The organism is Rhodomicrobium sp. (assembly GCF_047605405.1).
Taxonomy (GTDB): Bacteria; Pseudomonadota; Alphaproteobacteria; order Rhizobiales; family Rhodomicrobiaceae; genus Rhodomicrobium; species Rhodomicrobium lacus.
The window spans coordinates 1-14623 of sequence record NZ_JASGFR010000020.1; the positions used below are offsets into that span (position 1 = coordinate 1).

General features: G+C 58.9%; 14 protein-coding genes. 7 read left to right on the plus strand and 7 right to left on the minus strand.

The genetic code is table 11. The annotated features are described in order from the left end of the window. From QM659_RS09595 to QM659_RS09605, 3 genes are all read right to left on the minus strand, one after another. A partial coding sequence (locus QM659_RS09595; RefSeq protein ID WP_415188251.1) for a hypothetical protein occupies positions 1–1289 on the minus strand: 1289 nt, incomplete at its 3' end. Continuing rightward, positions 1286–1900, minus strand: a complete 615-nt coding sequence (locus QM659_RS09600) for a J domain-containing protein (RefSeq protein WP_415188252.1) — start codon at positions 1898–1900, stop codon at positions 1286–1288. The genes QM659_RS09595 and QM659_RS09600, both read right to left, overlap by 4 nt. Before the next feature lie 3 nt (positions 1901–1903). After that, positions 1904–4186 carry a GumC family protein gene (locus QM659_RS09605; RefSeq protein WP_415188253.1) on the minus strand — a complete coding sequence of 761 codons (2283 nt, stop codon included), beginning with the start codon at positions 4184–4186 and terminating at the stop codon, positions 1904–1906. 340 nt (positions 4187–4526) lie between these two features. Here QM659_RS09605 and QM659_RS09610 point away from each other — a divergent pair, with 340 nt between their 5' ends. The 4 genes from QM659_RS09610 to QM659_RS09625 all read left to right on the plus strand — a co-directional run bounded on the left by QM659_RS09610 (position 4527) and on the right by QM659_RS09625 (position 9049). Then, positions 4527–4958 carry a hypothetical protein gene (locus QM659_RS09610; RefSeq protein ID WP_415188254.1) on the plus strand — a complete coding sequence of 144 codons (432 nt, stop codon included), beginning with the start codon at positions 4527–4529 and terminating at the stop codon, positions 4956–4958. Between the two features lie 20 nt (positions 4959–4978). Further along, the gene (locus QM659_RS09615; protein WP_415188255.1) at positions 4979–6442 is read left to right on the plus strand and encodes an O-antigen ligase family protein; all 1464 of its coding nucleotides are present in this window, start codon (positions 4979–4981) and stop codon (positions 6440–6442) included. A gap of 109 nt (positions 6443–6551) precedes the next feature. After that, positions 6552–8204 (plus strand): sugar transferase, encoded by a 1653-nt coding sequence (locus QM659_RS09620; RefSeq protein ID WP_415188256.1) that lies wholly within the window; start codon positions 6552–6554, stop codon positions 8202–8204. 77 nt (positions 8205–8281) lie between these two features. Beyond that, on the plus strand, positions 8282–9049 hold the full coding sequence (locus QM659_RS09625; protein ID WP_415188257.1) for a hypothetical protein: 768 nt from the start codon (positions 8282–8284) through the stop codon (positions 9047–9049). A 232-nt stretch (positions 9050–9281) separates the two neighbouring features. Here QM659_RS09625 and QM659_RS09630 read toward each other — a convergent pair whose 3' ends face one another. After that, a complete protein-coding gene (locus QM659_RS09630) occupies positions 9282–9473 on the minus strand; it encodes a hypothetical protein (protein WP_127078920.1) in 192 nt (63 codons plus the stop codon). A gap of 284 nt (positions 9474–9757) precedes the next feature. Here QM659_RS09630 and QM659_RS09635 point away from each other — a divergent pair, with 284 nt between their 5' ends. Further along, positions 9758–10582, plus strand: coding sequence for an alpha/beta fold hydrolase (locus QM659_RS09635; protein WP_415188258.1), 825 nt, complete (start codon positions 9758–9760; stop codon positions 10580–10582). 112 nt (positions 10583–10694) lie between these two features. On the opposite strand, the gene QM659_RS09640 is transcribed toward QM659_RS09635, so the two are convergent. The 3 genes from QM659_RS09640 to QM659_RS09650 all read right to left on the minus strand — a co-directional run bounded on the left by QM659_RS09640 (position 10695) and on the right by QM659_RS09650 (position 13042). Then, positions 10695–12401, minus strand: coding sequence for an OmpA family protein (locus QM659_RS09640; protein ID WP_415188259.1), 1707 nt, complete (start codon positions 12399–12401; stop codon positions 10695–10697). Beyond that, the gene (locus QM659_RS09645) at positions 12391–12693 is read right to left on the minus strand and encodes a hypothetical protein (protein WP_415188260.1); all 303 of its coding nucleotides are present in this window, start codon (positions 12691–12693) and stop codon (positions 12391–12393) included. The genes QM659_RS09640 and QM659_RS09645 overlap by 11 nt, the downstream gene beginning before the upstream one ends. Positions 12694–12805: 112 nt before the next feature. After that, complete coding sequence (locus QM659_RS09650; protein ID WP_127078912.1) at positions 12806–13042, minus strand: hypothetical protein; 237 nt, start codon at positions 13040–13042, stop codon at positions 12806–12808. Between the two features lie 246 nt (positions 13043–13288). Between QM659_RS09650 and QM659_RS09655 the strand changes: the two genes are divergently transcribed. Further along, positions 13289–13804 (plus strand): Rab family GTPase, encoded by a 516-nt coding sequence (locus QM659_RS09655; RefSeq protein ID WP_415188261.1) that lies wholly within the window; start codon positions 13289–13291, stop codon positions 13802–13804. Beyond that, positions 13801–14472 carry a response regulator transcription factor gene (locus QM659_RS09660; RefSeq protein ID WP_415188262.1) on the plus strand — a complete coding sequence of 224 codons (672 nt, stop codon included), beginning with the start codon at positions 13801–13803 and terminating at the stop codon, positions 14470–14472. The genes QM659_RS09655 and QM659_RS09660 overlap by 4 nt, the downstream gene beginning before the upstream one ends. Positions 14473–14623 lie beyond the last annotated feature (151 nt).

Here is a 14623-nt window from a genome sequence, read left to right on the forward strand (position 1 = left end):
GTTCGCGGGACATCGAAAGAAAAGGCGAAGTTCCGCCATTGCTCCGACCGCCCCAGCAATTGTTCCGTTTCGCCAAGGATGCGCTGGTTGCCGTGGGCGCAGCGGATCTGCCAGCGCAGGCCACGTTTGCCGGTAATGTGGCCCCTGAGTTTCCCGTCGATCCGGTAACTGCCGGCGGAGAACAGAACAAACTGCCTGACTACAGGAAACTGAATGCGCCCCTCTCCCATATTGAAATGCAAGGCGTGCCCGGCATCGGGCGACAGGGGCGCGAATTCGACGCTCGCGTTGGTGCCTGGGGTAATCATCCAGTCGAAAGCAACGCCACTCGGCTCACGCTCGAAACTGGGGTGCGTTATAAGGCCAATCGTATCCTGTTCGGCTTGTGGCAGAAATTGAAGCCAGGCATTGTAAGCAACGTCGACGAGGTTTTTCTCGATCAGCACATCCAGATAGGGAGCAATCTCACGATTGGTGAGCGGTTTCGCCGTTCCCTTCAGGGCGACCATCAGCTGCAGCGGTGTGTCCATCTTGCGCACGTTTTTTGGCAGGGCATCGAAGAAGCCTTGCCGCCAGGCCGGGTTTCGCGCGAGTCGGGCAGTCAGGAAGCGCCTGCCTTCCGGTTCGTCAGCGAGAAGCGTCAGATAGCTGAAGACGTACAAGGTCAGGTCGGGACGGGTTTGCAGCAGTATTTCCGCGTGGCCGAGAGCACTTTTGAAATCACTGCGCAGGAAACTGTCGTTCAGGAGCCAGAATTGTGCAATTGCCTCGCGTTGCGAGCGTCGAACGGCCTCCCGCATCAGAATGCGAGCGCGATCGGGCGTATCGGCGATTTCACCGAGCAAGCGGTATGCCGTCGCGTTCAGCGGATCATTTTCCAGAGTGCGCAAGGCCAGCGAACGGATTTCCTCACGCAGGCCGCGACGATCGACGCTTTCCGGCGCTCCTGCCTGCCGCGCAGGCGGAAGCTTTCCTATGGTATCTTCGGACGCTTCGGGAAGGCGAGAGCCTGTCTTGCTGCCCTGGTTCAAGTTGAGAAACTGCACTCGCAGCCGTTCCGCTTTCGCGATGAGGGCAGCGGGGTTCGAAGCATTGAGACGCAACGCCAGATCGGGATCATTGAGTGCCAGCGCATAGGGAAGGCTTTTTGTGGCGATCAGCCAGAAGAGAAGAAGGCTGAGCGCGCTGAAAAACGCAAACCGGGCGGGACTCGCGATGACATGCGACAGTTTGTTGATCGAGGCCCGAAATACCTTTGCGTGCCCGAAGTTCGAGATGTTTCTACTCATAGGCGAAATCCGAACAGATTAAGAATTTGGCTTAAACCGGCGGGACGTCGACGAGCCGGGGAATCGGGGCGCATTGCTTGCCAACCGGTCGGGACACTCGACTGGGGTTGGAGGCTCGGCTGGCGATCTCCCGGCTTCGGCGGTGCGGTGTCGGGCTCGCCCCTGAGGCGGGTCGAATCATAGGCAGAACGGCGGGATTGCGACTTGAGGGCGTCCCAAGCGGCGATGACCCGGTTCGCGTAAAGACTTCGGTTGAAACCGCCGTCCCGCTCGTGATCCATCACTAGGTCGGGATGAAGCCAACGCATGATGAGCGCCATATGCCGTCGGATGTCTTCGGCCGGGGCAGAAGGGCTCGCACCGAGCATCCGGTAGTAATCGGCCTTTTCGTCGAGCATGACCTGCTCGATGAAGAAACCGGCCGCTTTCCTGAGCGTGGGTTCTGACCGCCCGGTGATGGAGACCGCGTCCCGAAGGGCGTCGGGCTCAGCAGCTGCAATTTCGAGAAGGAACGTGATGCCCTTCGGCAAGGGAAACCGGCGCGCTTTATGTGCCATGCGAGGATAAGACAGCATGCCAAGAGCAGCGGCGATGGCATCGGGACTTCGCATCGATCAATACCGGGCTAGCTGCGGCTTTTGCGTGCTGCGATCTGCGTCTTCCGTGTCCATATGATACCCGTACTGATAGTCGTATTCGTGCCCGTATGCGTATCCCACTGTCTTCGGATCGAACTTTGTCACCAGCGTCCCGAGCAAGGTGACGCGGGCCATGTACATTCGGCGCAGCGCGGCGCGGAGCGCGCCTTTTCTGCTGTCGCCGGCGCCCACGACGAAAACGGTTGCTGCCGCAGCGCCCGACAGGAGCTGCGCGTCCGCGAGCCCCAATACCGGAGGCGAGTCGAAAATGATGACATTGAACACATCCGACCCGAGCGATATGAGCGAATAAACCCGGGGGCCGCTGAGGAGATCGGCGGCGTTCGGCGGAAGCGGCCCCGACGCCATGAACGCGAGGTTGGGGTGATCGGTCCTTTGCACCAGATCTGGCGGCATGGAAGCGCCGGTCAGATAGTTGCTGAAGCCCATCGAATTATCGAGGTTCAGCTTGATGTGCAGAGATGGCCGCCTGAGATCCGCGTCGATCAGCAGAACTCTCAGACCGATCTGCGCGAAATGACGGGCCATCGCAATTGCTGTCGTCGACTTCCCCTCGCCCGCGCCCGCGCTCGTCACTGCGATCGAGCGCGGCAGTCCGCTATCCGTGGAGAATTGTAGCGCCGTCGCGAAGGATCGGTAGGCTTCCGCTACATGGGAGCGGTGGTCTTTGATAACGACGCTCAATTCCATGTCGGATTGATCGCGCGGAATGATGCCCAAGGTCGGCAGCCCGGAAATTTGTTCCACCTCCTCGGGGGCACGCACGCGATCATCGATCATCTCGAGCAGGCAGGAAATTCCGATGCCGGTAACGAGCCCCAGACCAAGGGCGAGAAACAATGCGCGGCTCAGGTTCGGCTCGGAAGGAGAGGTCGGGACGATTGCTCTGTCTACGATGAAAATATTGTTGCTTCCAACGCCGCTGGCAATGTCGACCTCCTTGAGGCGTTGAAGAAGGCTATTGTACAGATTGCGATTGGTGTCGACTTCCCTTTTTAATATATTATAGCGAATGCCTTTTTTCTGAAGATCGAGAACTTCCGTGCGGAGTTCCTCAATTCTCGCCCTCATCTCATTTTCCTGGGCGAGCGATGATTGATAGCCTGCTTTCAAGGAGTTCCGAATCGTCTTTATCTCGGCATTGATTTGTCGATCCACCTCCTTGATCTTGTTCGAGATTTGAACCATCTCGGGATAGCTTGGCTTGAAGTTTTCCAGCTTCTCCTGATACTGGGTTTCCAAGGCCTTCCGCTGACCGCGCAGGGTGTCTATCACCTGATTGCTAAGGACCTGGGGTAAATTGATGGCAGTCGAACTTTCGACTTGACGCCAAAGCTGTTCGTTCTTGATGCGCTCGGAAATCAGCTGGCCCGCGGCAGCGTTCGCGGCGGCGAGACTGTTTTCCGCGATGGACGTTTTATCGTTGACCTCGACCATCCGCTCCTTTTCGGCGAAATCGATCAAAGCCTGCTCGGATTCCTGCAGCCTTATCTGCAGTTGCTTGATCTGATCATCAAGAAACGTCTTCGCGTAGGCGTTCGCCTCGAATCGCCGGTTCAGATTGGAGGCCACATAGGCGTCTGCGTATCCATTCGCGATCATCTGAGCACGGTGCGGATCAGGATCGAGGTAGCGGATATCGACGAGGCGTGAGCCGGGAACCGGCATGACCGTGACGTTGCTGATCAGGATATCGCTGGCCTTCGCTATCTTCGACGCCGGGGAGAGCGTCTGAGTTTTTGAGAAGTAGCCTGTAATAAGCCCAAGCGCCGAAACGTCGCGAGGCTTGAAAAATGTATCGTCCTTGTAAAGATTAAGTGCGGATACGACTCGTTCCGCCATGGACCGGCTTCTTAAAAGCTCGTGCTGCGTACGCAGGAAGTCGACGCTGCCAGTTTCTGTGGGGCTTGTCGTTCCGCTTTCGACGATCTTGGCTCCCTCTCTCTCGATCTGAATACTGACATTTGCTGCGTAAAGAGGCGTCTTCATCAAGGTCTGAATCGTGCCGAGAACGCAGAATACGAACGCGGTTCCCAGTACGAGGAACTTATGCTTGAGAAGGAGGTGAACGTAACGCCGCAGCGAAACCGCCAGCTTCTCTTCTTCTTCCGGCTCGGCCCCGTATCCAAGGGGGACATAGCCGAGCCTTGCTGTCGCTATTGCGTGAGAATCGGCCCGGATGAGCGCCTGAGCCTCGCGTGAACGATCATCGGCTCCACCCCGGAAGCTATCCTGCATAGTTTGACTCGCTACCCAAATTCGCCGGTCGCAATTCGCGGATCGAAGCCACGGCTACGTTCTTCAAAAGACTTGCACTGAATCCTCGGACGCTCTGGTGCCGATCATAACTGAGAATGGCATCAATCAGCGCAACTTATGCAAGCGACGCGGTGCGCAACAGTGCGCGTTTTCCACAATCTTTAATTGTCTCGCGCGGCCCGAATCGCAATCTGTGGTTAATTGGCTGCACCGATTGGAAAAAGAGCTTATCCACTAATTTATAAAATTGTAAAAATCCTATGATCATTATAACGTTTGCCGGTGTTTCAGTGCATCGAACGATATCTTGGAGAATGCTATGAAGTGCCAAAAGCGCGGTCTGAAGAGGCTCGTCGAATGGTCAACCGTGGTAACTGCCGGTACTGTCTTCATGGTTACGGCAGCTCAAGCGACCATTTTGACGAATATCCAGGGCTCCGTGATGGTTGATCGCGGAGGCGGGTTCCAGCCGGTCTCGGTGACGTCGCCGGTTGTTGCGGGCGACCGCGTTCGCGCCGTCTCGGGCAGTGCGGACATTGTCTACGACAGCGGCATGATCCAGAAGGTTGCGCAATCTCAGACTGTTGCGGTCCTTTCGAATGGGCAGCCAGCCGGGGGCGTTCCCGGACAGGGAAGCTTTTCAAGTAACCTCCCGCTGATCGGCGCCACGCTCGGCGTCGGCATCGGTGTCGGTGTCGCATTGGCGACCAACGATAGCGGTAACGAGTTCATCGGCGGGGTCAGCCCGTAATTCGTCGTCGGAGTGCTCCGATGTTGTTCGGGTCTTGCGTCGCTGTCTTGGTGCTGGCGGTTCTTTTTGGAGGCGGCACGAGTATCGGCTTTCTGGGGGACGCGGCCGCACAAGCAGCGGCGGTTCCGCTACTGTGTGTAGCGCTTTGGCCGATGATGGAGAGATCCGGCTGGGACGCGCAGCGCCGCGCGATTGCAGTCGTGTTTCTTTCCGCCCTGGCGATTGTCGCGCTGCAGCTTTTGCCTTTGCCGTTCCATATCTGGTCCGGCGGCGAAAAGTTGCTGAGCCGGAGCGGTACAGCCGGTATTGCGCCGTCGACAGCCTGGGACACATTTTCGCTGACGCCGCAGGCAACCTGGGCAGCCGCTGTGTCGCTCCTCGTGCCACTCGCGGTATTTTCCGCGGTGGTTCGCCTGGATTTTCAGCAAAGACGCATGCTCTGCTGGATCGTGCTTGGGCTTGGCGTCCTGTCTCTCGTGATTGGCTTCCTTCAAGTGGCCCAGGGGCCTGGAAGCGGGCTTCGATTTTACAGTTACACAAATCTGACGGAGGCCGTCGGTTTCTTCGCGAACCGCAATCACTTCGCGGCCCTCATAGTGGTGAGCCTGGTGCTTGTCGGCTATTGGTCGACGATGCCAAAGGTGGGAGCGCGGCCCCCAGCTTCCAACCTCCTCCTTTGGGCGGTCATAGCGCTCACTTTCGTCGCTTTGGTAACCGGGGTGATGTTGGCGAGATCTCGCGCCGGCTTCTTTTTGGCCATGCTGGCGATCGGAGGCGGCGCGGCCATCTTTTTCGCTGCTCGAACGCAAGAGGATACGGGCGGTCGGGAGAATCGGGCCTCGTCTCGGGCCGTTGCCACTGTCGCAATCATTGCGATGCTTTTTGCAGTCCAGTTCGGCATCGGTCGCCTGCTGACACGCTTCGAAGGCGATTTCGTCGACGATCTTCGCCTCCGTTTTGCCGGTGCAACGCTCCAAACGGCGATCAAATCGCTGCCCTTCGGCACGGGATTAGGTTCTTTCGTGCCGGTGTATAGTGCGGTCGAAAAGAGCGATGACGTCCATCCGGGGTACGCCAATCGCGCCCATAATGATTTCGCCGAGATCTTTCTTGAAACCGGCGTCATCGGCGCATTCGTTATCCTGGCTTTCCTGGCTTGGTTCTCGAATCGGAGTTGGACTGTCTGGAAGGCGCCTCCGGTTGGCGAGGCGCGGGATGTGACGGCGCTGAACCGGACTGCGGTCGTGATCCTCGCCTTGCTGCTCGCCCATTCGATTGTGGACTATCCCCTTAGAACGACAGCGCTTGCCGCCATCTTTGCGCTGTTCTGCGGGATACTTGCTGTTCCGGCGACGTACGAGGTCCAGCCCCAGCCTAAGCCGCGGCGAGGGCGGCACCATTCCCGCGGGGAGGTGAAGCGAGAGGCTTGGGCCAGCGAGATTGCCTGGCCAGAAGACTGGCGGAGGACTGGGGCGAGCTCGTGATCCGATTTCGACATGCGCATCCAGGGTGCCGCACGCTGCGAGCAAAGGTCGGAATAACAAGAAACACGTGCAAGTCTCTAAAGGCAGGTGGGGTTTTCGAATTTGATATTTGAGCGAGAGCCTGCAGCCGGGGCTCAAATTCCAAATTCGCTTCAGTAGTTTGCGGGCTCTTGTGATCGCTTGGTTTATCTGTGGAGCTATGTCGATGTGCCGCCCATTCTTGCTCATTCTGGATGTCAGCCTTCTCTGCATTTCGACCGTTTTTGCTTTCATCCTGAGGGAGAATTTCGAGATTACCGTGCCGCGTTTCCTTGAATTCGTTCCCTATCTCCTTGCCACGATGATCGCCTCTCTGGTTGCCTTTTCCGTCAGTGGCGTCAACCGAACCATCTGGCGGTTCAGTAGCGGTCCAGACTATCTGCGCGTGATGACGGTTGTCGCGGCCGCGGTCGTTGGCGCGACTGCCTTGACCTTTGCGTGGAATCGTCTTGAAGGAACGTCACGGTCACTGCCCTTCATTCAACTGATCTTCGGAGTGGCGTTGCTCGTGGGCGCCCGTGCCCTGCATAAAATCAGCCATGACTTTCGGCAGCATCGCAAGGCTTTTGGCGCTTTTCTTCAACCGGCTTCACCGTCGCCGCAGATCGCGTTGCTGATCGTGGGAATTTCCAAGCTGACGGAGGCATATCTGCAGGCGGTGTCGGAACTCGCTCCGGGGCGCGTAAGGGTAGTCGGCCTCGTGGGAAGCACCGATCGGCATGTCGGTCGGCTCGTGGCATCGCACCCTGTACTGGGAGAAACGGAGGAACTGGAGAGCATCCTAGATGATCTGGAAGTTCACGGCATAACCATCGACCGTATCGTGGTTGCCTCCCCCGTCCAGTCTCTGCGCGACCCGGAACGCGAAACGCTGCTTCGCATTGAACGGTCTCGCGGCATTCGGCTGCAATTTCTCGTCCAGGATCTCGGCTTCAGTCTTGAAAAGCCTGGCGCGGTTTCGCATGGCAAAAGGAACCGGGCGCCGCGCCCCTCGGATTCGGGCTCCCAGAATGTCAGTTTCCATATCGCCCCGGAGACGCTGGAGAAGATCGCCAGACGCAGATACTGGAAATTCAAGCGCGGCGTCGATTTTCTTCTCGCCCTTTCGGCGCTCATTATCCTCTCTCCCTTTCTGCTCATATCGGCTGCGTGCGTGGCGGCGAGCATCGGATTCCCGGTCCTTTTCTGGCAGCAGCGGCCCGGTCTCGGCGGCAAGCCTCTAAGGCTCTACAAATTTCGGACCATGAAGGCCGCTCACGCTCCAGACGGCACACGGCTGTCAGACGCTGAACGGGTGTCGCGTCTCGGAAGCTTGATGCGGCGCCTGCGCTTCGACGAGTTTCCGCAATTGTTCAACATCATTCGGGGAGACATGGCTATCGTCGGGCCGAGGCCGCTATTGCACTGGGAGCAAACAGAGGCACAGAGCGCCAGACTGATGGTCAGGCCAGGTCTTACCGGATGGGCTCAGGTCATCGGTGGGCGCGATATATCGTCGGACGACAAGGCCGCGCTGGATGTCTGGTACGTGCAAAACGCGAGTTTGCGTCTCGATATCGAAATCGTGCTGCGGACGATTGTCATGGTCTTTTTTGGGGAGCGGATTTCCGCGCGCGATATCGAAAAAGCCTGGTGCGATCTTGGTCAGAGCGGAATTGCGCGTCGTCCGGCCGTAGCGAATATGAAGACGCAGATGGCTGGGTTCACCGCGCAGGCTGGTTAACGCCTCTGTTGAGGCTTGCCTTGCCCGCATGCCATTGCCATGGTGCGCCGGCTCATAAAGCATGCAGGAGGTGGTTCATGCTTCATCGTCGGTCTGTGCTTGGTATCGGTGTCGCCCTGAGCACCCTGCCGATCTTGTCAGGCAAGGCGGGGGCGCAGTCTTCCGACCGTAGTCGAGACGTCATCCTGTCCGTGGCGGATGCGAAGGCAGCAGCGGAAAACCTCCTGTCGCTCGCGTTATACGCCAAATTATCGCCGGAGAACGCGTCGGTTCTGGAAGGGCTGAACGAGCGAATTTTCGCCTCGCTCGCCCTGCTGGGAGGTGTCCCCGCGGCCGAAGCGGAAGTCTACGTCGAGCCCGCTCAGGCGGTCCTCGCCACGCAAATCACCGAGCGGGGAATCCCGCTGGTGCCAGCCTCGGCAAGTGGCGTCGTCCCCCTCGTCAACTCCGATGCCCCCAGCGATGACCTCAGCGCGGCCGTGGCTGCGGTGATCAAGACCGCATTCGGGCTTCGGGACATCAATGAAGCCGGTCTTTCAAGCCTCGCAGCACAGTTTTCGCTTAAAGACGTGCTCGCACAACTTGGTTCGCTGATCCGTTCGGGCGAGTGGGCCTTGGCAGCGCAGGTGCTGAGAACGCTCCTGTCCCGGCTCGCGGCGGTCTGGCAAGCGGTCCCCGCCATCCAGGAGGCGATCGGCCCGGAGGCGACCCGAGGCATCCTAAGCGCGACCGCTGCGAGGTATGTGCCCTTCGTGGGATGGCCGGTGCTTGTCGCCACCATCCTGTTCGCCGCGGCGCAGCATCGGGAACGGCTGATTTCCGCCCTCGACAAGGCTGGTCTCTGAGACTTCTGTCAGAAACGCTCGATGGAAGTGCCGCCCCGGATAAGCCGACCGTCGTGGTGCAAACCGCCAGAGCCAGTCTGACGCGTTATGCCTGATCGGACGACGCTGCAGAATTGTGCTGCCGATCCGATTGTCCTTGCGGCGCATCGATGCGGACTTTGACGCAGGCTGATCCGAGGTCGAGCCGAGAGCGAGCGCGGTGCTGTGACGCCACCGTCCGCGTCGCAGTGCGTCAGGCGTGACCGATCGTGTCGCCCTTGGAGAGGTGGATGATCTTCTCGTAGAGCGAGATCGTCTTTAACGCGTTTTGCTTGAAACGGGCGGCCTGCAACTCGTCGCCGCCGAAGAGCGGAATTTGATCCATTTCCTTCACGGCATCGCGTAGCGCGGCCTGGCGCAGTTTGCACTTTTCTACAAAATCCATGTCTCATGCCCTTCCCAAGGTATGCCAAGGGAAGCGCGAAATTAACGCGGCGTCAACCAGGAATAGAAAATGGTTGTATCTTCACCCGAGCACGGGGAGGCGGCTGAAGGTTCATGCGCCCGCTCTCATCTCGTTCCGACGGCCGGCTCAACCGGGGAAGGCAGGCGGCCACCGGATTGTGAAGCGCTGCTTCGGCCCCTTCTTCGCATCAAGGTTCAAGCGGCGGGAACTTAAAGCCGGGCTGTGTGATGTCCGGTGGACGTCCACAATCGGGATCAAAGCACATGCCTGCCATCACAACAAAAGACGGCATCGAGATCTATTACAAGGATTGGGGTTCCGGTCAGCCCATCGTTTTCAGCCATGGCTGGCCGCTTTCTGCGGATGACTGGGACGCGCAGTTGCTGTTCTTTCTCGGCAAGGGCTTCCGGGTGATCGCTCACGACAGGCGCGGCCACGGCCGTTCAAGCCAGACGAGCGAAGGTCACGACATGGATCATTACGCCGACGATCTCGCGGCGTTGACCGAGCATCTCGATCTGCGCGATGCCGTCCACGTGGGGCACTCCACCGGGGGCGGCGAGGTGGTCCGCTACCTTGCGCGCCACGGCGAAAGCCGCGCCTCGAAAGCCGCGCTCATCAGCGCCGTGCCGCCACTCATGGTGAAGACGGAAGCCAATCCGGGCGGTCTTCCGAAGGAAGTCTTCGACGGTTTTCAGGCGCAGATCGCCGCCAATCGCGCGCAATTCTACCATGAGATCCCGGCGGGACCGTTCTACGGCTACAATCGCCCAGGCGCGAAACCGTTGCAGGGTGTGATCTGGAACTGGTGGCGGCAAGGCATGATGGGCGGGTCGAAGGCACATTATGACGGCGTCGTCGCCTTTTCGCAGACCGATTTCACCGAGGATCTGAAAAGGATTACCGTGCCGGTTCTGGTGATGCACAGCGAGGACGACCAGATCGTCCCCTATGCCGACGCGGGTCCGCTCTCGGCGAAGCTCCTGAAGAACGGCACGCTGAAGACCTATCAGGGCTTTCCGCACGGCATGCCCACGACCGAGGCCGAGACAATCAACGCGGACCTGCTCGCCTTCATCAAGGGGTGAAGCTGGCGCGCGGCGAGGTTGGCGCGTGGCTCGACAGGCGAGCGTGTCGCGCCTTCTTCGCCCGACAGCTGGCAGCGGCAGGAGGGCGGCGCAGAACAAGACGCCGCTTTCTTCACTCGCCATCGAGAGCGAGCTGGAATTCCACGCGGCGATTTTTGCTCGTGGTGCCCGTCTCGCTCGTGACGATTGTTTCCGTTCTGCGGCTTACCGTGGCGAGACGGTCCTCGGCAATACCGAGCTTGACCAATTCGTCGACAACCGCCTTTGCGCGCTCCATGCCGAGTTCCTGGTTTCGTTCGCTCTGGCCAAGGGAGTCCGTAAAACCTATGACAAGCAGGCGGATATCCGAATTGGCCATGATGTCGGCCAGTTCCGCGATCTTCCTGCCCGCTATCTCCGGGTTTCGGAATTTCGTGCCTTCCCCGAAGAAGATGGCGTTCCTGCGCGCCCATTCCGTGAAGCGCTGCTGCGGCGAAAACACCTGCGCGCTCACCGTCTTCAGCGACTCACCCTGCTCGGCAACGCTCGCTTTCAGGTCGGCGAGGCTCGCATTTCCGACTTCGATCCGCGCCTCGATGGCAGCCAGTCTGTCCATGACGGCCGAGACCGCGTTCTGAAGATCGTCGACCTTGTGCGCATCGGGGAGAACGAGAAGCCGGCTTATGACGGGCAGTTCTGTGACACGGCTCGACACCTGATTTTCGATCCCCTCCTTGATGGCGTAGCTCGGCACCAGACCCGACAAGATCAGGGATTTTCCGTCGCCGTCGAAGCGTACGTCCACGGGGAAGCCCGCCACGCCCGGAAACGCGCTCGCGATGCTTGCCGCTCTGTCGCGGATCGCTTCCATGCGCTCGCTTTGCCAATACCGTACGCCCGCAAATGCGAGGATCGCGAGGATGAGCGCGCTATAAAGCGCGATGGCGAATACCGGCCTGCGCCGTCGCCGGGTCAGGGTTTCCTGCACCTTGTCCGCAAGCGCGGCGAGCGTCTCACGGGCGGAATGCGCGGCGGTATACGGGTCGGGCGAGCTGAGACGCGATTCGTGAACGTCGAGAACATCGACGATCGTCTTGTCCAAGACATCCAGCAGCGAAGCCCTCGCATATCCCTCGCATCGAAGCACGAACAGCATCTTGGCCGTCATGCGCAGATAGAGCTGCTCTTCGCCAAGATCGATGGACTTCAGAGACTGGCGTTTCGCCTTCAGCGCCTCGGACGCGAACTTGTTCACGGCGGCAAGCATGCCGGTGACGCGCGGCCCGTCATTGGCGATAGGCTCGGTCACGGCGAGATCGGGCGCCTGCCATGAGTCGACGAGCACGCCGGTTTCGGCATCGATCATCAGGATTTCCTGCACGCGGAAAGCAGTGCGCCGCCGCAGAAGCGCTTTCGCATAAGACTTGCCGGTGACGAGGCAATACAGCCGAAGCCAGATGAAGCGGCCCGATAGCCCTCCTTCCAGGCGCTGGTTCGTCTGCTCCATGAAATCGCGGAAGGCGCTCATCACATAGGCTGACGTCAGCCGCCCGAGGATGGGATAAAGCGCGTCGACGATTTCGGTGCGGGAGTTGCGGATTTCGCTGCGGATGCCGTCGATGATGACAGGCGCCATCGAGGTGGCGAGACCGGTACGGTCCCTGATCCCTGCGGAGCGCATTGCACCCGCCAGGACGTCTGCAACGCTTTCGCGAAGTTGCTCGGGCGAGCCTATGCTCTGATCGTGCGCAGCGACGAGCGCTCGCACGTCTTCAAGGACAGCGCTTTCCCGCCCGAAAAGGACGTCCTTGAGCGCGAGGTAGTCATTCTTAACCGACATCGTCCGCCGCCCGCTCAAGCCGCAAGCGGCCGGCAATGTCGCCGATTGCCTTGCTGAGATCGGAAAGGGCCTCTTTCTGCGAGTGCTCGGACGCCGCCGCAAGGCTGTCGATCCGCTTTTCGATGGACTGGAACCGAGCGCGGCACTCCTGTTCAAACAGCGAAAGGCGTTCTTCGATGCCCGCCATGCGCGTTTCGTGCGCGCGGCGTAGATCGCGTAATATGATGTCTTTTATGATAAGTATTTCCGGCGCCGACCCGTCGTCGGCGGTCTCGGTCGAATCTGAGAGCATGTCACCCACCTGCCCGGCATCTATGCAATATGATTCAATACCACATAAAATCGTGGGTCAAAAAAAGATCGTTTGTTTACCTTACCGTCGCTGTGGGCGCTTGGATCGGCCGCTATTGAAGCGAATCGCGCGCGTCGCGGAAAAGCTCCTCGGGGCTGAGCTTATATCTAAGCATCAAGGCTCTGATGCATTCCTCGATCTTTTCGTTCCAATCCGCCATGCCGAGCTGCTCGAAATCTGCCATAGCAAACGAAAGCAGCCGAGCCAGCTTCACGGCAGAAATGCGTGAATATTCGTCTTCGACAAGATATTCTGCTAGTACGATATAGCTCGGCGTATTATTGCGCATGACTGGGCTCCTGCAAAAGGAAATCCCTAAAGAGCATGCCGTCACTACCAAGTCGACTAAGGAGAATTCCCTAGATGTCACATTAAGGGCGTTAGGGGAAGGGTTGTGGAACATCATAGAAAATCAAAGGATTATGTTGAACGCTTGCTTGACTTTAAACGATCTTATGAAGGGTTCGGTGAGGGTTCCACCTCAGGGCGCGCCAAGTGGTACGCGCGATCGGAAAATTAAACGCGAGCATGCCTCATGAAGAATCAGGCGATAAAGCTGTTACTGCTGGGCGAAGTCGGGGTTGGCAAAACGTCGCTCGCGAGGCGCCTCGTGTTTGGAACCTTCGATTCAAGCTACAAAGCGACAATCGGGGTCGACATTTTCGATTTTACCCTCAAGGCCCGTGTCTCCGGCCTGCTCGTGGACGTTAATCTCCTCATCTGGGATATAGACGGCGACTATTCGCAGGATATCTATCGCCACATCTATTCTGAAGGCGCCACTGGCGCGCTCATCGTGTCCGATGTGTCGCGCCCCTTGACCCAGAAGGCTGCGGTCGATCTCTGGGGCGGCTTCGAGCGCGAGTTTCCGGGACGTCCTGCCAAGATCGTCATGAACAAGGCCGACCTTCTGACAAGCCCCGCCGGCACGCTGATGCCGGCGGCTATCGGCGTTGATTTTGTCTGGACCAGCGCGAAGACGGGATATCTGGTGCTTGACGCATTCGCCGAAATCGCGCGGCACTGCGTTGAGCGGGGGCTTGCCTTATGACCGAAATCGATACGGATACGGCGACGTTGGCCATGTTCGAGCAGAGCGGGTTTGGATTGGCCCTCGCCGATGCGGGGCAGGCGGTGATCTTCTCCACGGGGAAGCTCGCGAGTTGCCTGCCCGCAGGAACGGCCGTTTGCGACACCTTCTCTCCATTCAGGGGGCTGGCTCACAAGATCGCCGCCCTTCAGAAAAAAGCGGCGGGCAAGCTGACGCTTCCGTCGGTGTCGGTCGTCACCGACGCTTCGCCGGTTGAGAAATCGTCACTGCTGATTTCCTGGGATGCGGAATCGAGACTTTACACGATCTATTGCTATCCCTCCCATGACGATTCCGAAAAGAAACTGGCAGGGAGTCTGCGCCTGAGGCGAATTTCGGACGAAATCATCCGGACCGGCGGGGCGATGAGCCCGGAGCCGCCCAGGCAGGCTGGCGCGGCCCAGACCACGGCGCTCGTGGATCAGCTTTCAGCGAGAGAGCGGGAGGTCGTCGGGCTTCTGGCTTCCGGTCAGCCCAACAAGGGTGTGGCGCGGATTCTTGGCCTCAGCACGAAAACGGTGGAAGCACATCGGGCGAGAGCGCTCAAGCGGCTTAACGTCAGAACCACCGCCGACTTGATCCGGGTGGCGATCGAGGCCGGGCTTATCGACAAGAGGCGCGGCGCCTGATCGATCGAAGACTTGCTCTCTTATTGTATCCAAAAGCGCAATCAAATAAGTTATACCGGTATGCAATAATATACCGAATATTAAACGAACTACTCCTGCGCTATTTATGCTACGTCTGTTTTTGCTAAGCTCGTTTCCTGAAATAACCGGA